This is a genomic window from Acinetobacter sp. CIP-A165 (assembly GCF_000367985.1).
GTDB lineage: Bacteria > Pseudomonadota > Gammaproteobacteria > Pseudomonadales > Moraxellaceae > Acinetobacter.
This window is the reverse complement of sequence record NZ_KB849201.1, coordinates 316033-334829: the sequence shown is the minus strand read 5'-3', so window position 1 is coordinate 334829 and position 18797 is coordinate 316033. Positions and strand designations below refer to the sequence as shown.

At 40.4% G+C, this 18797-nt stretch carries 11 protein-coding genes and 5 pseudogenes; 11 read left to right on the top strand and 5 right to left on the bottom strand.

Annotation, left to right across the window (positions count from 1 at the left end):
- The first annotated feature begins 12 nt into the window (after positions 1 to 12).
- The 6 genes from F991_RS04270 to sucD all read left to right on the top strand — a co-directional run bounded on the left by F991_RS04270 (position 13) and on the right by sucD (position 9252).
- On the top strand, positions 13 to 723 hold the full coding sequence (locus tag F991_RS04270) for a succinate dehydrogenase iron-sulfur subunit (protein ID WP_004669199.1): 711 nt from the start codon (positions 13 to 15) through the stop codon (positions 721 to 723).
- Positions 724 to 1448: 725 nt separating this feature from the next.
- Positions 1449 to 4289: a 2-oxoglutarate dehydrogenase E1 component gene (locus F991_RS04260; RefSeq protein ID WP_004669197.1), complete on the top strand. Its 2841-nt coding sequence runs from the start codon at positions 1449 to 1451 to the stop codon at positions 4287 to 4289.
- Positions 4289 to 5482: a 2-oxoglutarate dehydrogenase complex dihydrolipoyllysine-residue succinyltransferase gene (odhB, locus tag F991_RS04255; RefSeq protein WP_004669195.1), complete on the top strand. Its 1194-nt coding sequence runs from the start codon at positions 4289 to 4291 to the stop codon at positions 5480 to 5482. The genes F991_RS04260 and odhB overlap by 1 nt, the downstream gene beginning before the upstream one ends.
- A 130-nt stretch (positions 5483 to 5612) precedes the next feature.
- The gene (lpdA, locus tag F991_RS04250) at positions 5613 to 7046 is read left to right on the top strand and encodes a dihydrolipoyl dehydrogenase (RefSeq protein ID WP_034595395.1); all 1434 of its coding nucleotides are present in this window, start codon (positions 5613 to 5615) and stop codon (positions 7044 to 7046) included.
- 136 nt (positions 7047 to 7182) lie between these two features.
- On the top strand, positions 7183 to 8349 hold the full coding sequence (gene sucC, locus F991_RS04245) for an ADP-forming succinate--CoA ligase subunit beta (protein ID WP_004669191.1): 1167 nt from the start codon (positions 7183 to 7185) through the stop codon (positions 8347 to 8349).
- 12 nt (positions 8350 to 8361) lie between these two features.
- On the top strand, positions 8362 to 9252 hold the full coding sequence (gene sucD / locus F991_RS04240) for a succinate--CoA ligase subunit alpha (RefSeq protein ID WP_004669189.1): 891 nt from the start codon (positions 8362 to 8364) through the stop codon (positions 9250 to 9252).
- A 73-nt stretch (positions 9253 to 9325) separates the two neighbouring features.
- On the opposite strand, the pseudogene F991_RS04235 reads toward sucD, so the two are convergent.
- A pseudogene (locus F991_RS04235) lies at positions 9326 to 10816 on the bottom strand (flotillin family protein); the annotation flags it as partial.
- A gap of 53 nt (positions 10817 to 10869) precedes the next feature.
- Between F991_RS04235 and F991_RS04230 the strand changes: the two are divergent.
- Positions 10870 to 11802, top strand: coding sequence for an IS5 family transposase (locus F991_RS04230; RefSeq protein WP_004669181.1), 933 nt, complete (start codon positions 10870 to 10872; stop codon positions 11800 to 11802).
- Positions 11803 to 11855: 53 nt separating this feature from the next.
- Here the strand turns inward: F991_RS04230 and F991_RS04225 are convergent.
- Positions 11856 to 12083 (bottom strand): annotated as a pseudogene (locus F991_RS04225) (hypothetical protein); the annotation flags it as partial.
- Between the two features lie 32 nt (positions 12084 to 12115).
- A pseudogene (locus F991_RS04220) lies at positions 12116 to 12574 on the bottom strand (YqiJ family protein); the annotation flags it as partial.
- 59 nt (positions 12575 to 12633) lie between these two features.
- Here F991_RS04220 and F991_RS04215 point away from each other — a divergent pair.
- Positions 12634 to 13566 (top strand): IS5 family transposase, encoded by a 933-nt coding sequence (locus F991_RS04215; RefSeq protein WP_004669181.1) that lies wholly within the window; start codon positions 12634 to 12636, stop codon positions 13564 to 13566.
- A gap of 47 nt (positions 13567 to 13613) precedes the next feature.
- Here the strand turns inward: F991_RS04215 and F991_RS04210 are convergent.
- A pseudogene (locus tag F991_RS04210) lies at positions 13614 to 13808 on the bottom strand (hypothetical protein); the annotation flags it as partial.
- Between the two features lie 416 nt (positions 13809 to 14224).
- Complete coding sequence (gene trpS / locus F991_RS04205) at positions 14225 to 15238, bottom strand: tryptophan--tRNA ligase (RefSeq protein WP_004669177.1); 1014 nt, start codon at positions 15236 to 15238, stop codon at positions 14225 to 14227.
- A gap of 164 nt (positions 15239 to 15402) precedes the next feature.
- Here trpS and F991_RS04200 point away from each other — a divergent pair, with 164 nt between their 5' ends.
- The 3 genes and pseudogenes from F991_RS04200 to F991_RS04190 form a co-directional block, all read left to right on the top strand.
- Positions 15403 to 16326, top strand: a complete 924-nt coding sequence (locus F991_RS04200; protein ID WP_004669175.1) for a DUF808 domain-containing protein — start codon at positions 15403 to 15405, stop codon at positions 16324 to 16326.
- A gap of 37 nt (positions 16327 to 16363) precedes the next feature.
- Positions 16364 to 17257, top strand: coding sequence for a KPN_02809 family neutral zinc metallopeptidase (locus tag F991_RS04195; protein ID WP_004669173.1), 894 nt, complete (start codon positions 16364 to 16366; stop codon positions 17255 to 17257).
- Positions 17258 to 17388: 131 nt separating this feature from the next.
- Positions 17389 to 18702: pseudogene (locus F991_RS04190) on the top strand (cation:proton antiporter); the annotation flags it as partial.
- Positions 18703 to 18797: the final 95 nt, after the last annotated feature.

Sequence of the window (18797 nt, the reverse complement as noted above, 5' to 3'; positions counted from 1 at the left end):
GGGAGAACAAAGATGAGTAGAGGCACTCGTACATTCGAAATCTACCGCTATGATCCTGATAAGGATAAAGCGCCGTACATGCAAACTTATAAACTTGAGTTAACCGATAAGCACCGTATGTTGCTTGATGCGTTACTTGCGTTGAAAGTGCAGGATGAGACATTAACATTCCGCCGTTCATGCCGTGAAGGTATTTGTGGTTCGGATGGTGTGAACATCAATGGTAAAAATGGTTTGGCTTGTTTGTGGAACCTGAACGACTTACCAGAGAAGATTGTGATTCGTCCTTTACCTGGTTTGCCAGTCGTAAAAGACTTGGTCGTAGATATGAACCAATTCTATGACCAATATAACAAGATTCACCCATTCTTGATCAATGATCAACCTGCGCCAGCTAAAGAGCGTTTACAGTCTCAGTCAGAGCGTGAACATTTAGATGGTTTGTATGAATGTATTCTTTGTGCATGTTGTTCAACAGCATGCCCATCATTCTGGTGGAACCCTGACAAGTTCCTTGGACCATCAGCTTTGTTAAATGCATATCGTTTTATCATTGACTCTCGTGATACAGCGACACAAGAACGTTTGGCTCGTTTAGATGATCCATTTAGCTTGTTCCGTTGTAAGGGCATCATGAACTGTGTATCTGTATGTCCTAAAGGGCTAAACCCGACGAAGGCAATTGGTCACATTCGTAATATGTTGTTAGATCAAGCGGGTTAATTTCGTTTTCTAACGCAAAAACGGAAGTTTCGAAAGGAGCTTCCGTTTTTTATTTATTGAAGTTTTACTTCTAAAAATTGCAGGTGAATAAGTCCCTGAGTGTGTTAATTAGACATATAAGTCATACTGTTAAGCTTAATAATAAAAATGGATATGTGATGGAGTGGCTTATTTTTAAACACTGTGCGTGATGTTTGTGCAAGAATTGTAGCGTTTGTTAAACTTTGGTCGATAAAAGCGCAACTTTTATAAAAAGGGCGGTATATTAGAGCATAATTTGATGTATGTATTTCGCTGCTTTATGGATGGTATGTGTCAAAAAAATCAATCCCCGCTTGATAACATGTTAGCATTTCTGTCACAGCTAAAAGCAAAAAATAAGTTTATTCTTAGAGGTGTCTTCGGCTGATATCTCAAGCTTTTATTTTGGCTTTTTTTACTGGGGAAGTCATTTTAGAAAAGTTAAAGTTTGATTTAATTTTTCTAAAATGATTTGCAAAAAATTGCTCGATTTCATCGAGTATAAGAATGAGTTATGTGCTTTGAATTGAAAGTGCATAGCTCATTTATTACATCAAAGGAAATATTCCGGATGTGTAGTAATGATGTCTCAAGGTCGTAAGATCTTGGGCTGTAGTGTCTTGTTACCAATTTGACATTATGAATCATGGGTGCGCTTAAAAGGCAACCCGTAATATTTTTTGCAATAGGAAATGGGTCCAAAAATGCAAGAAGTTGCTGACGCGCTGCGTCTTGACACTGAACTTTCTGCTGATAGTGCAGCGTATATTGAAGATCTTTACGAGCTGTACCTATCATCTCCAACCTTAGTCTCTGAGGATTGGCGTGAATATTTTGATAAATATCCTAAAGGTGATCAGCCACACGGTAATGTGCGTGAACAGTTCCTTTTATTAGGACGTAATGCCAATCGTGTGCAACCTATGGTACAAAGTACTGTTAGTACAGAGCACGAGCGTCGTCAAATTGGTGTTTTACAACTCATCGCTGCGTACCGTAACCGTGGTCATCAAAAAGCTAAACTTGATCCATTAGGTCTTGCGAAACGCGAAGAAGTTCCTGACCTTGATTTATCTGAACATAATTTAACTAAATCTGATCTAGATACTGTATTTAATACAGGTAATCTTGCAATTGGAAAAGCAGAAGCAACATTGTCAGAAATGATTGAGGCAATGGAAGCAACTTACTGCGGTTCAATTGGTGCAGAGTATATGCATATTGTTGACACCAAAGAAAAACGTTGGATTCAACAACGTTTGGAAAGTGTTCGCGGTAAATTCCAGTTAAATGCAGAGCAGAAAAAAGCTGTACTTGAGCGCTTAACGGCAGCTGAAGGCTTGGAAAAATACCTTGGCAACAAATTCGTTGGCGCAAAGCGTTTTGGTGTGGAAGGCGGTGAGTCTTTTATTCCAATGGTCAACGAGCTGATTCAACGTGCAGGTGCAGTTGGTTGTAAAGAAGTTGTAATTGGTATGCCACACCGTGGTCGTCTCAACTTGCTTGTCAATATTATGGGTAAAAACCCAGCTGACCTTTTTGGTGAGTTTGAAGGTAAAAGCATTCATAAGAAAGGCTCTGGTGATGTGAAGTATCATCAAGGTTTCTCATCAAATGTTATGACCCCAGGTGGCGAAGTTCACCTAGCTTTAGCATTTAACCCATCCCATTTAGAAATCGTTGGTCCAGTGGTTGAAGGATCTGTACGTGCACGTCAAGTTCGTCGTAAAGATATCGGCGGTGATGACGTACTTCCATTGATTGTTCACGGTGATGCTGCATTTGCAGGTCAAGGTGTGAACATGGAAACCTTCCAAATGTCACAAACGCGTGGCTATACGGTTGGTGGTACGGTTCATATCGTGGTCAATAACCAAGTCGGTTTTACCACTTCAGACCCACGTGACACACGTTCTACAGAATACTGTACTGATGTAGCAAAAATGATTCAGGCGCCTATTTTCCATGTCAATGGTGATGATCCTGAAGCTGTTATTTTTGCGACGCAAATTGCACATGATTTCCGTCATGAATTCCGTAAAGACGTGATTTTGGACTTGTTCTGCTACCGTCGTCGTGGTCATAACGAAGCGGATGAGCCATCTGGTACTCAACCATTGATGTATCAAGTCATCAATAAAAAAGCGACAACTCGTACTTTATACGCAGATCAATTGGTACAAGAGAAAGTGCTTGATCGTTCGACTGCTGATCAAATGGTAGAGGATTATCGCGCTGATTTAGAGGCTGGTAATCACGTTGCCAATGCATTAGTACGTGAACCAAATAAACATATGTTTGTCGATTGGACACCGTATCTAGGTCACGAATATACAGATGTTTGGGATACAACTTTTGATATCGATCGTTTGAAAGAACTTGGTAAAAAGATGAATACATTACCTGAAGGTTTTGTGTTGCAACGCCAAGTGCAAAAAGTGATTGATGACCGTGTGAAAATGCAAGCTGGTGAAATGCCACTCAACTGGGGTGCTGCTGAAACTTTAGCTTATGCAACACTTTTGGATGACGGTTTCCTTGTGCGTATTACAGGTGAAGATGTCGGTCGTGGAACGTTCTCTCATCGTCATGCAAAATTACACAACCAAGTTGATGGTTCTGTATATATTCCTCTTTGTCACATTAAAGAAAATCAGCCTCGTACAGCGGTATATGATTCTTTATTGTCTGAAGAAGCTGTACTTGCATTTGAATATGGTTATTCAACTACTTTGCCAAAGAGTTTGATCGTTTGGGAAGCACAATTTGGTGATTTCGTTAACTGTGCACAAGTGGTGATTGACCAATTTATCGCTTCGGGTGAGACCAAATGGGAACGTGTATGCGGTCTTACCATGTTGTTACCTCATGGTTATGAAGGTCAAGGCCCTGAGCATTCATCTGCACGTTTAGAGCGTTTCTTACAGCTATGTGCTGAAGAAAATATGCAGGTGATGACACCAACGACTCCAGCGCAAATCTTCCATGCGTTACGTCGTCAAGCGGTTCGTCCTATTCGTAAGCCTTTGATCGTGATGTCACCGAAATCTTTATTACGTCACAAACTTGCGACTTCAACTTTAGATGAATTAGCAAATGGTGCATTCCAAACTGTGATCGATGAAGTGGATCAAATCAACAAAGCTGAAGTGACTCGCTTAGTGCTTTGTGGTGGTAAGGTTTATTACGATTTACTCGAAAAACGTCGTGAGCTTGGTTTAAACAATACTGCGATCGTTCGTATTGAACAATTGTATCCTTACCCAGAGCAGCGCTTAGCTGAAGTCATGGCTACATATCCAAACATTGAAGATCTTGTTTGGGCACAAGAAGAACCGAAGAACCAAGGCGCTTGGTTGTTCATCGTTCCTCGTTTATATGAAGACATGCTTAAATCTGGTAAACAAATTCGTATTAGCTATGCTGGTCGTGAAGCATCTGCCGCACCTGCCTGTGGCTCACCGTACTTGCATGCAAAACAACAAGCTCAGCTCGTCAATGACGCACTTGCAATTGAAGCTGAACAATCAGGAGATTCTCAATAATGGCAACCGAAATTAAAGCACCGGTATTCCCAGAGTCAGTTGCTGACGGTACGATCGCAACTTGGCACAAGAAAGTAGGTGAACCTGTATCACGTGATGAAGTGATCTGTGACATTGAAACCGATAAAGTTGTTTTAGAAGTGGTTGCTCCAGCTGACGGTAGTTTGGTTGCAATCATCAAAGACGAAGGCGAAACAGTACTTTCTGACGAAGTGATTGCACAGTTTGAAGCTGGTGCTGTTTCTGCGGCTGCTCCTGAAGCTGCTGCACCAGCGGCTGAAGCTCCTGCTGCATCTGCGCCAGCGGCTGCATCAACTCAAGCAGTTGATCAAAACCAAGCGCCTGCGGTTCGTAAAGCATTATCTGAAACAGGTATCAATGCTGCTGACGTACAAGGTACAGGCCGTGGTGGTCGCATCACTAAAGAAGATGTTGCTGGTCATCAAGCTAAACCTGCTGCATCAGTTCAACCATTAAGCGTTGCTGTAGGCGAGCGTATCGAAAAACGTGTTCCAATGACGCGTTTACGTAAGCGTGTTGCTGAGCGTTTATTGGCTGCGACACAACAAACTGCAATGTTAACGACATTCAACGAAGTTAACATGAAGCCAATCATGGAAATGCGTAAGCAATATAAAGATGCTTTCGAGAAGCGCCATGGTGCGCGTTTAGGCTTTATGTCTTTCTTTGTTAAAGCGGCGACTGAAGCACTAAAACGCTACCCAGCGGTGAATGGTTCTATTGATGGCGATGATATCGTTTATCACGGTTTCTATGACATCGGTGTTGCTGTATCGAGTGAACGTGGCTTAGTTGTTCCTGTACTTCGTGATACTGACCGTATGAACTATGCAGAAGTTGAAAACGGTATCCGTGACTACGCTTATAAAGCACGTGACGGTAAATTAGGTATCGAAGACATGACTGGTGGTACGTTCACGATCACCAATGGTGGTACTTTCGGTTCATTGCTTTCAACGCCAATTTTGAATACGCCGCAAACAGCTATTTTGGGTATGCATAAGATCCAAGAGCGTCCAATGGCGGTAAATGGTCAAGTTGAAATCTTACCAATGATGTATTTAGCACTTTCTTATGACCACCGTTTAATCGATGGTAAAGAAGCTGTAGGTTTCTTGGTAACAATCAAAGAGTTGTTAGAAGAGCCAGCTAAACTCATTCTTGACCTATAACTTATTACTTAAAAATCCCCCTAAATCCCCCTTTATAAAAAGGGGGACTTTCACGAGTCATAAACGTATTAAGATTTGTGAAAATTCTTTTTCAAAAAAAGGTTAGGGGGAGATAAAAATGGAGATAAAAATGTCTCAACAGTTTGATCTTGTTGTTATTGGCGGTGGACCTGGTGGTTACGAAGCAGCGATTCGTGCTGCACAACTGGGTTTTAAAGTTGCTTGTATCGAAAAACGTATTCACAACGGTAAGCCATCTCTAGGTGGTACGTGTTTAAACGTGGGTTGTATCCCTTCTAAAGCATTACTTGATTCTTCTCACCTTTATGAAGCAACGATTCATGAACTTGCTGAACACGGTATTAGCACAGGTGAAGTTAAATTTGATTTAGATACTTTGCTTGCTCGTAAAGACAAAGTTGTAGAACAATTGACAGGTGGTGTTGCTCAATTACTGAAAGGTAATGGTATCGAGTGGTTACAAGGTACGGGTAAATTACTTGCTGGTAAAAAAGTAGAATTTACGCCTTTCGAGGGTGATGTACAGGTTTTAGAGCCTAAGTACGTGATTCTCGCGACGGGTTCTGTGCCAGTAAATATTCCTGTAGCACCTGTTGATGAAGACTTAATCGTTGACTCGACTGGCGCATTAAAATTCCCAGAAGTTCCAAAGCGTCTGGGTGTGATTGGTGCTGGTGTGATCGGTTTAGAACTTGGTTCTGTATGGCGTCGCTTGGGTGCAGAAGTTGTTGTATTTGAAGCAATGGATACTTTCTTGCCGATGGCGGACAAAGCATTGGCGAAGGAATATCAAAAAATCTTGAAGAAACAAGATTTAGATATCCGTATCGGTGCAAAAGTATCTGGCACAGAAATTAACGGTCGCGAAGTAACCGTTAAGTATAACCAAGCTGGCGAAGACAAAGAGCAAGTGTTTGACAAGCTCATCGTTTGTGTAGGCCGTAAAGCGTATGCAGAAGGTCTATTGGCAGAAGACTCTGGTATTAAATTGACTGAACGTGGTTTGGTTGATGTCAATGATCAGTGCTTAACCTCTGTTGAAGGCGTTTATGCAATTGGTGATTTAGTTCGTGGTCCAATGCTTGCACATAAAGCAATGGAAGAGGGCGTAATGGCTGTTGAGCGTATTCACGGTCATGCTGCTCAAGTGAACTATGACACGATCATCAGTGTTATTTACACGCATCCAGAAGCAGCTTGGGTTGGTCTAACTGAAGAACAAGCCGTCGATAAAGGTCATGAAGTTAAAGCAGGTCAGTTCCCGTTTGCGGTGAATGGTCGTGCATTGGCTGCTGGTGATACTGCTGGTTTTGTTAAATTCGTTGCTGATGCCAAAACAGATCGCCTGTTAGGTATGCACGTTGTTGGTCCAAATGCATCTGATATCGTACATCAAGGTATGATCGCACTTGAATTTGTATCTTCAGTTGAAGATTTACAATTGATGACTTTTGGTCATCCAACATTCTCTGAAGTTGTACATGAAGCAGCGCTTGCTGTTGATGGTCGTGCAATCCACGCGATTCAACGTAAGCGTAAATAAATTAAAAGTGTGGTTCGCCACACTTTTTTTGAATGATGATGATCGCTTTTATACGGTGATCATTTACTCAATATGTAGCAGTCTAGTTTTAAGTATATCTAGGCTGTATCACACAAACAACATAGTAGGTAACTAAATGAACTTACATGAGTATCAAGCTAAAGCGTTATTGAAAGAATATGGTATGCCAGTACAAGAAGGTATCTTGGCAACCAATGCAGACGAAGCAGTTGCTGCATTTGAACAGCTTGGTGGTAAATTCGCAGTAATGAAAGCGCAAGTTCATGCTGGTGGCCGTGGTAAGGCTGGTGGTGTTAAAGTTGCAAAATCTAAAGAAGATGTTATTGAATTCGCTAACAACATCATTGGTACTCGTTTAGTAACGTATCAAACAGATGCAAATGGTCAACCTGTTAACAGCATTATCATTGCTGAAGACGTTTATCCAGTTGAGCGTGAGCTTTACTTGGGCGCGGTTGTAGACCGTTCTAGCCGTCGTATTACTTTCATGGCTTCTACCGAAGGTGGTGTAGAAATCGAGAAAGTTGCAGAAGAAACGCCTGAAAAAATTATCAAAGTTGAAGTTGATCCACTCGTTGGCTTACAACCATTCCAAGCACGTGAAGTTGCGTTTGCTTTAGGTTTGAAAGACAAGCAAATTAGCCAATTTGTAAAAATTATGGCTGCTGCTTACCAAGCATTTGTAGAAAATGATTTTGCATTATTTGAAATTAACCCACTTTCAGTTCGTGAAAATGGCGATATTTTATGTGTTGATGCGAAAGTAGGTATCGATTCTAACGCGCTTTACCGTTTACCTAAAGTTGCTGCTTTACGTGACAAATCTCAAGAGAATGAGCGTGAGTTAAAAGCATCTGAATTTGATCTTAACTATGTTGCTTTAGAAGGTAACATCGGTTGTATGGTGAATGGTGCTGGTCTTGCAATGGCTACAATGGACATCATCAAGCTTTATGGTGGCCAGCCTGCAAACTTCCTTGACGTTGGTGGCGGTGCAACTAAAGAGCGCGTAATCGAAGCGTTCAAAATCATCCTTGCTGATACGTCTGTACAAGGTGTTTTAATCAACATCTTCGGTGGTATCGTACGTTGTGACATGATTGCTGAAGCAATTATTGCAGCGGTTCAAGAAGTAAATGTAACTGTACCAGTTGTTGTTCGTTTAGAAGGTAACAACGCTGAGTTAGGTGCTAAATTACTTGATGAATCTGGTTTGAAATTAATTTCTGCGAACGGTTTATCTGATGCCGCAGAAAAAGTTGTAGCTGCAGTTAAAGCGTAAGGAGTATCAATCATGAGCGTATTAATTAATAAAGACACTAAAGTATTGGTACAAGGTTTTACTGGTAAAAACGGTACTTTCCACTCTGCACAAGCTTTAGACTACGGTACAAAAGTTGTTGGTGGTGTGACTCCGGGGAAAGGTGGTTCAACTCACCTTGACTTACCTGTATTTAACACAATGAAAGAAGCTGTACGTGAAACACATGCTGATGCAACTGTGATCTATGTACCAGCTCCATTTGTTTTAGACTCAATCATTGAAGCAGTTGATTCTGGCGTTAGTTTGATTGTTGTGATCACTGAAGGTGTTCCAACAATCGACATGCTTAAAGCAAAACGCTACTTAGAAACTAACGGTAACGGTACGCGTTTAGTTGGTCCTAACTGCCCAGGCGTGATCACTCCAGGTGAATGTAAGATTGGTATTATGCCAGGTCACATTCATCAACCAGGTCGTATTGGTATCATCTCACGTTCAGGTACATTGACTTATGAAGCAGTTGCTCAAACAACTAAGCTTGGTTTAGGTCAGTCTACTTGTATCGGTATTGGTGGTGACCCAATCCCAGGTATGAACCAAATCGAAGCACTTCAATTGTTCCAAGACGATCCAGATACTGATGCAATCATCATGATCGGTGAGATCGGTGGTACAGCAGAAGAAGAAGCAGCTGAGTTCATCAAATCTAACGTGACTAAGCCTGTAGTTGGCTATATCGCTGGTGTAACTGCACCTAAAGGTAAGCGTATGGGTCACGCTGGCGCAATCATTTCTGGTGGTCAAGGTACTGCTGAAGAGAAATTCGCTGCATTTGAACGTGCGGGAATGGCTTACACTCGTAGCCCAGCTGAGCTTGGTTCAACGATGATGCAAGTTTTAAAAGAGAAAGGTTTAGCGTAATTCGTTAGATTTTAATCTGAAAAAAAACCCCAATATTTTTTATTGGGGTTTTTTATTGGAGTGAATAAATAATTTATTCAGATTTTGGCTTTAAGTTCTGAGTCAAACCATTAATATCACCGCCTTGTAAGCCAAGTTCACTCATCAAACTATCGATGAGAGGCGCTTGTGAGCGATAGCGTAGGGCGCTATTAACGACCTGATCAGATAAAGAAGTTTGGCTATTTTCAACTGCTTCGCCAGATCCGCCGCTTCCACCAGCAAAGCCACTCAAACCATTGACCTGTAAAATTTTGATGTCATCAATATTTTCCATTGGTTTAACACTTTCACGGATAATATCTGGTAAATGTTTAAGAAGTGCTAAGCGTACTTGCATTTCTACCTGTTCAGCAGAGAGTACGTTGGCTGCTTCATTGACCGCACGTGTACCTTCAGCATCAACTTGGTATTGTTTTTCCAAGGCTTGAGCAAGCAATATTTTTGCATCCGCTTCACCTTTTGCTTTTAAGCGAACTTTTTCAGCTTCGGCTTCAGCACCAATACGAACTGCCTCAGCTTCATCAGCAGCAGCCTTTTTACCTGCATCAGCTGCAACAGTAATCGCAATCGCATCTTTCTCAGCAGATTGTTTTGCTGCAACCAATTCAACGGCTTTCTGACGCTCTGCGCGTTGTGTTTCACGTACGGTGATGACTTCTTCTTCTGCTTTTACTGCTTCAGCACGTGCTTTATCTGCTTGCGCTTTTGCTTCAGATTCAGCACGTGACTTTTCAGCAATGGCAATGGCGCGATCTTGCTCTGCAAGTTCAATGGTTTTCTTTTGTTCAACTTCTGCTTTTTGAATGAGCTGTGCTTTTTGAATATTTTCATTTTCAACATCACGTGCCGCAGCAATACGCTTCAATTCAACTTCACGCTCAGCAGCAATACGTGCTTCTTCTGCTTCACGTTTTTTGCCAGCTTCTTGAGACGCAATTTCAGCCGATTGTTCAGCTTTTCGAATTGAAATTTCTCGCTCTTGTTGTAGTTTTGCGTATTCTTCTTCACGTGAAATTTCAAGACGTTTACGTTCAGCTTCTAAATCTTTACTGCGAATGGCAAGATCAGTATCTTGTTCGATATCGTTACGTTTTTTACGACGATCCTCAATGGTTTCTGTCAGCTTGGTTAAACCTTCAGCATCGAACGCATTTTGTGGATTAAAGAATTTAAAGCTGGTTTGATCCAAGCCTGTTAATGACACTGTTTCAAGCTCTAAACCATTCTTTGATAAATCTTCTGATACCACTTGCTGAACTTTTTGCACGAAGTCGACGCGTTTTTCATGTAGCTCTTCCATTGCCATTTCTGCGGCAACTGCACGTAAAGAGTCTACAAACTTACCTTCAACTAAATCTTTTAGTTCAGGTGGGGACATGGTCTTTCTACCCAGCGTCTGAGCAGCCGTTGCAATTGATTCAGCCGTTGGTTTAACGCGAACATAAAACTCAGCCATAACATCGACACGCATACGATCACGGGTAATTAAAGCTTGGTCGGCAGCACGTTTCACTTCTAAACGGCTTTGTTGCACAAACCTATCTGTAAAGGCTTTTTCAGCGATATAATTTTCAAATGAAGAAGCCTACACACAAAATCTACCGCACAACCAATTGGCCCGCATATAACCGAGCACTCATTAATCGCGGAAATATTGCCCTTTGGTTTGATCCTGCTACGCAATGGTATGCTCCATCAAAAGGCAAACAAGGGCGAAATCAAACCTACTCCGACGCAGCCATCCAATGCTGCTTAATGATTAAATCCTTATTCCGTCTATCTTTACGTATGGTCACTGGCTTTGTGCAAAGTCTGATTAAACTTTGCGGATTAAATTGGACCGCACCAGATTACAGTACGCTTTGTAGAAGACAAAAGCATATTGATATTGTAATCAGCTACCAAAAAAGTAGCGATGGGCTGCATCTACTCATGGACTCTACAGGCATGAAGTTTCTAGGTGAGGGCGAATGGAAACGCAAGAAACATAGACCTGAATATCGTCGCCAATGGCGTAAACTTCATATTGGTATAGATGCTAAAACCCTACAAATACGAGCAGTTCAGCTTACAACCAATAATGTCAGTGATTCACAGGTGCTTGGTGATTTACTTAATCAGATTCCACAAGATGAGCAGATTAACTCTGTTTATACCGATGGAGCTTATGACACCAAGCAATGCCGTCAGGTCATTGCAGATCGGCAAGCGCATGCGGTGATTCCACCTAGAAAAAATGCGAAACCATGGAAAGATACAAAGAGTAGCTCGCTAGAGCGAAATGAATTACTTCGAGCAATTAAACGTTTAGGCAGGACACTATGGAAAAAATGGTCAGGCTATCATCGGCGAAGTTTGGTTGAAACTAAGATGCATTGCATCAAATTATTAGGAGATAAACTCAGTGCAAGGAGTTTTGATAGCCAAGTGAATGAGATCCATGCACGTGTAGCAGTCCTTAACAGATTTACGGAATTAGGTCGCCCACTTACCCAAGTTACGCCTTAAATTTGGCTCAATTAGGGGCGCTTTGCATTTCAAATCTTTGTGCAACAAAGCCCTTCTAAACGTAAAGTATTCATATTTACAGGAATGATTTCATGTAAAACTGGTAGTACAATCGCACCACCATTTAAAATAACTTTTTCACCGCCCCAACCTGTACGTACAAAAGAGACTTCTTTACTTGAACGTGTATATAATCGAGCAATTACAACACCAATAAAAATCAGTACAGCAAAAATAATACCCGTAATAATTAGAATTTCAGTCAATGCTGAAGTAAGCATTTAAATACCCTCTATGTAAATAATATAAAAAATTAAGTGGCAATTGCTTGAAAGCCAATTTTGGTTCTTTGCGTTAAAATAACGTCTTGTCCTTGATGAAATATAATATCAAGTTCCGGTTCAACCAAGACATAATGTGTCTGACCAAATTGGTCTTTAACTTTTGCTTGAGCAGGGGAGTTGGGTTTTGCTTCACCCAAAATAATCTGTGCTGTAAGTCCAATCAGTTCATCACTATGAATCGCGGTAGTTTCATCTTTTGGGATAATTTTTGCAACGAAAGCAGCGCTATAGCGCACAATAGGCATACAAAGAAACAGACATGCTGGTGCAATCAACCAAGCTGAAAAATAATGCTCAGTCAAAAGGAAAAAAATATTCTGAATAATTAAGCCAGTTAACCCATAAGCCGTTAGAAAAATGATCAGCCAAATTAATAGTGGAACTTTACCCAGATATAACCATTCTAGAAGTTGAGTAAATACGTTATTTGAATGGCTTTGTTGCACAAACCTATCTGTAAAGGCTTTTTCAGCGATATAATTTTCAAATGAAGAAGCCTACACACAAAATCTACCGCACAACCAATTGGCCCGCATATAACCGAGCACTCATTAATCGCGGAAATATTGCCCTTTGGTTTGATCCTGCTACGCAATGGTATGCTCCATCAAAAGGCAAACAAGGGCGAAATCAAACCTACTCCGACGCAGCCATCCAATGCTGCTTAATGATTAAATCCTTATTCCGTCTATCTTTACGTATGGTCACTGGCTTTGTGCAAAGTCTGATTAAACTTTGCGGATTAAATTGGACCGCACCAGATTACAGTACGCTTTGTAGAAGACAAAAGCATATTGATATTGTAATCAGCTACCAAAAAAGTAGCGATGGGCTGCATCTACTCATGGACTCTACAGGCATGAAGTTTCTAGGTGAGGGCGAATGGAAACGCAAGAAACATAGACCTGAATATCGTCGCCAATGGCGTAAACTTCATATTGGTATAGATGCTAAAACCCTACAAATACGAGCAGTTCAGCTTACAACCAATAATGTCAGTGATTCACAGGTGCTTGGTGATTTACTTAATCAGATTCCACAAGATGAGCAGATTAACTCTGTTTATACCGATGGAGCTTATGACACCAAGCAATGCCGTCAGGTCATTGCAGATCGGCAAGCGCATGCGGTGATTCCACCTAGAAAAAATGCGAAACCATGGAAAGATACAAAGAGTAGCTCGCTAGAGCGAAATGAATTACTTCGAGCAATTAAACGTTTAGGCAGGACACTATGGAAAAAATGGTCAGGCTATCATCGGCGAAGTTTGGTTGAAACTAAGATGCATTGCATCAAATTATTAGGAGATAAACTCAGTGCAAGGAGTTTTGATAGCCAAGTGAATGAGATCCATGCACGTGTAGCAGTCCTTAACAGATTTACGGAATTAGGTCGCCCACTTACCCAAGTTACGCCTTAAATTTGGCTCAATTAGGGGCGCTTTGCATTTCAAATCTTTGTGCAACAAAGCCTATTTGAATGTTCAATCGAGACATCGGCATTATTGATTTCAGTTAGGCTATCTGGTAGAAATTGTTCAAAGAAACTAGAGCTGCCACCCAGTAATAATAAAATGATTTCAAGAACACCAATAAATAAACAGAGCAATAATGCAATGCTAAAAATAAAATTGGATGGGTGGGTGAGGAGTTCTAAAATCATTCGCATTACTCTTATTTCTTTTTTTCAAAGAATTAATAAATTTTTATAAAAATAAAACAGTTATAAGGATAAATGTAAGTGACTTTAAATTCAACTTAAATTACGCGTTGTTGCAGGCGAAAAAAAACGCAATGATTGGGGTGATCACTGCGTTGAACAACGAATCTGTTTAAAACAGTTTCGGTTGAAAAGGAGAAATGTCATGAGATTAGTGTTTGCTAACCTACTTCGCTATAATATTTAAAAACCTGACCAGATTCATGGGTATTCGTGTTACCTACTGTTAATAGATGTTAATAAGTGACAAAAAGTGTTAGTTTTTGATTTTAAAGAAAAGTTCTTAAATTAGACTTAAATCAAGTGTTTATACAAAAAAAGCCCATTTTGTGGACTTTTTTTGTGAAAAATAAACTAAATTAGAATTTGAATAATCCTAATCCTGCTTTTACTTCATCCAGCGTTTGCTGCGTAATATCTCGGCATTTTTCAGTACCTTGTTTGAGAATATCCATGATGTAATCAGGATCTTTCTCTAGCTCTGCACGACGATCACGGATTGGGGCGACCAGCTCTTGTAAAATAGCTTCTAGGCGTTTTTTCACCGCACCATCACCTAAACCACCACGACGATAATGTGCTTTTAACTCTTCTACTTCTGCTTTGTTCGGATCAAAAGCATCGAGGTAAGTAAATACAATGTTACCTTCCACTTGACCTGGATCTTCAATTCGCAAGTGATTTGGATCGGTATACATCGCGTTCACAGCTTTTTTGATGTCTTTATCTGAAGCATTTAACACGATAGTGTTGCCCAAAGACTTCGACATTTTGGCTTTACCATCGAAACCAGGTAAACGTGCCATATTTGATAATAATGCTTTGCATTCAGGCAATAGATCATGACCAATTTGGCGGTTGACACGACGAACAACTTCGTTGGTTTGCTCAATCATTGGTAGTTGGTCTTCACCAACAGGGACAACCGTTGCTTTAAATGCAGTAATATCTGCTGCTTGAGCGATTGGATAACACAAGAAACCCGCTGGAATATCGCGTTCAAAGTTACGAAGCTGAATCTCTGCTTTCACGGTTGGATTTCGCTCTAAACGCGCTACGGTAACGTAGTTGAGATAAATCATCGTGAGTTCATTGAGCGCAGGCAAACAAGACTGTACACAAATGGTGGTTTTACTTGGGTCAATACCGACCGCTAAATAATCTAACGCAACTTGCAAAATGTTATTGCGTACTTTTTCTGGATTATCAGCATTATCCGTGAGTGCTTGGGCATCCGCCAATAAAAGGTGTTGATGATGACTATCTTGTAAACCTACACGTGAACGTAATGAACCGACGAAGTGTCCGAGATGAAGTTGTCCAGTAGGGCGGTCGCCTGTCAAAATGATTGGGCGATTATCAGCATTACTCATGATATGTTCCAAGATTCAGTGATTTGATCAATATAAGATTGGGATTATTGTACGGTAAATAATTTTTTTTCGTCAGCGATTGCTTCAAATTTTTATTAAATTAATGTTGTGAATTTATTGAGTGATTCTAAAATAGTAAAAATAACTACAAATTAGGAAATAAAATGGCCAGTGGTCTATTGTTATTACTCGATGATATTGCAACGGTATTAGATGATGTGGCGGTCATGAGCAAAATGGCTGCAAAAAAAACGGCAGGTGTGTTGGGAGATGATTTAGCGCTCAATGCACAACAAGTGAGTGGTGTCCGTTCTGATCGCGAATTACCCGTTGTTTGGAGTGTTGCAAAAGGGTCGTTTGTAAATAAATTAATTTTAGTCCCATTAGCGCTGTTGATTAGTGTTTTTGCCCCATGGTTAATTAACCCATTATTAATGATTGGTGGCTTATTTCTTTGTTATGAGGGCGTGGAAAAGGTAGTCCACACATTCCACCATAAAAAAGCAAAAACAGCTGAGGAGGCAAATGAAAGCCTACAAGAAGTAGAGGTTGATTTAGAGAAGTTTGAAAAAGAAAAAGTAAAGGGCGCAATTCGTACAGACTTTATTTTATCTGCTGAAATTGTGGTGATTTCGTTAGGTACCGTTGCAACAGCAGCATTTATGACTAAAGTGTCAGTATTAAGTGTTATTGCAATTGCCATGACCATTGGGGTCTATGGTTTCGTCGCGATGATTGTAAAAATTGATGATTTAGGTTTGTATTTAACCCAACAAGTTTCTGAATTTAAAAATAAAATAGGACGTGGGTTACTCGCTTTTGCCCCGGTTTTAATGAAAACGTTATCTATTGTTGGGACGATTGCGATGTTTTTAGTCGGTGGCGGCATCATCACACATACGATTCCATTGCTACATCATTTGACTGAAGAAACAGTAGATCATTTAGAACTTATTCCTAGTGTCGGCTCAATCATTGGTGCTGTAACACCGACATTGATCAATTTTGGGGTCGGTTTAGTTGCTGGTGTGATTGTATTGATTGTCGTGGGTCTTATTCAAAAAGTATGGTCAAAAGCATCTGCTTAGAAAGAGATCGTCATCATTGTAAGCGTGTGAGGTGTTTATGCGTTGGAAAGGTCGTCGAGTGAGTAGCAATGTTGAAGATCGTCGTGGTGGTGGCGGAGCAAAAGCTGGTGGTATTAGTATTATAGGTTTAGTGGTTGCTTTTGTCGCTTGGAAGTTTTTTGGTGTTGATCCACAGCAGGCTTATCAGGCAACTCAAGCAGTGACAAGTGCTCAATCTACCCAAGATGGGAGTGTGCCTCAAAACTTAACCGCTGATCAAAAAGAAGCAAGCGATTTTGTTGGAACCATTTTGGCCGATACAGAGGATACTTGGACACCTATTTTTCAGCAAATAGGAATGACTTATAAACCACCCAAGTTAGTTTTATTTAGTGGCGTGGTTCGTTCTGGTTGTGGTTCGGCACAAGCGGCTATGGGGCCATTTTACTGTCCTGCTGATCAGAAGGTTTATATTGATACCTCTTTCTTTCAAGATATGCGGCAGCAAATGGGCATTTCGGGGGAGCAAAATCAAACAGAACTTTCTCGTCAAGATCAAGCGGGTGATTTCGCTCAGGCTTACGTAATTGCTCATGAGGTTGGACATCATATTCAAAATTTATTGGGTATTTCGAGTCAAGTGCAGCAAGCACGTGCTCAAGCGAGTCAAACTCAAGGCAATCAACTTTCAGTTCGTTTGGAGTTGCAAGCAGATTGTTTTGCAGGGATTTGGGCGCACCAAAATCATCAACGCACTCAGTTTCTAGAGCAAGGGGATATTGAAGAAGCGATGGATGCTGCCAAAAAGATTGGTGATGACTATTTACAGCGACGTGCTACAGGGCAGGTCGTACCAGATAGTTTTACGCATGGTAGCAGCGAGCAGCGTATGCATTGGTTTCAGCAAGGTTTGAAATCAGGTGATATTAATCAATGCAATACCTTTGGCTAAGTAGCTGATATTTTTAATTTGTTTCTTATTTGTACAGAGGGTTTCTATTGATTTTTTTCAGTCTAGCGAATGATATTTTTAAAATTTAGATGAAATGTAGTGTGTTGAGTTGAGAACAATAAAGAGGTTGTATGGGTAATTATATTCTTTTACAAGCATTAACGGTGATTTTTGCATTATCCATAGCAACGACTATTTTTAATAAACGTATATTGGGTTTCCCACAAGCCATAGGTGTGCCTATCGTTTCTGCAATTTTTGTTTTTATATTGCAATGGGGTGCAAGTTTATTGAGTGGTAATCAGTTTATTACTATTAATATTCATAATATTGAAGCTGCTGTAAGAAATATCGACTTTTACGATTTTTTAATTAACGGTGTAATTTGTTTTATCTTAACTTCATCCGCTTTGAAATTTAAGATCTCAGACTTAAGGAATTATTGGAAGCCAATCAGTATTTTGGCCACGATTGCATTGGTACTCTGTGCTGGTTTTTATGCTGGGCTATTATATTTATTTCAATGGCTGATTGGCTATCATGTCCCATTTATTGTTTTATTACTCCTTGGCGCAGCCTTGGGTGCAACTGATCCCATTGGTGTTAAAGGGGTGTTGAGCTCGATTCGTGCACCACATCATCTAATGGTTAAGCTAGAAGGCGAGTCGTTGTTTAATGATGCAATGTGTATTGCCTTATTTATGACGTTGCTCAATGTTATACAGGGTGAACATTTTTCATTAATCGCAACAGTTGAAACCTTGTTATATGAAATTATTGTTGCTGTGATCATTGGTTTTGCATTTGGGTTGGGTATCTTGCGTTTGTTACGTGGCAAGCATGAAATGGAATCATTGATATTAACCACGGCTTTACTTGCAAGCGGTTCGTATCTGGTTGCTTTATTTGCTCATGCCTCGGCGCCAATTGCATGTGTTATTGGTGGTTTGATTGTTGGGAACAAATGGCATGAGATTCGTGAGCAGCGCGAAATACGTGAGGTGAATCACTTTTGGCATACCGTCGAAGGGATCATTAACTCATTCCTTTTTACCTTAATTGGCTTGGAGTTATTTATTTTAGACTTAAATGCAGGTTTGATTATTGGAGGCGTTATTGCTTTCCTTATCTTACATTTATCTAGATTCGTCGCGAATTTTTCTGCATTTGCTTTGTTTCCTTCGTTTCGTAAAAAGAGTTATAACGGGAGTCTAGCGATTTTATCTTGGGGTGGTGTGAGAGGAGGTATTTCGCTAGCATTGATTCTTGCTGTTGCAAATATCCCTGCACTTAGCGCCTATAGTAGTATTTTAATTGGTTATACTTTTATTAGCGTATTGTTGTCTGGTGTGGTGTGTGGTTTAGGCTTGCCAGCAGTAATGAATGCTTTTTATTATAATCCGAATACGGAAACTAAGGGTTTAAAAGGCTTTTATCAACGCATGGGCTTTGTTGCACAAACCTATCTGTAAAGGCTTTTTCAGCGATATAATTTTCAAATGAAGAAGCCTACACACAAAATCTACCGCACAACCAATTG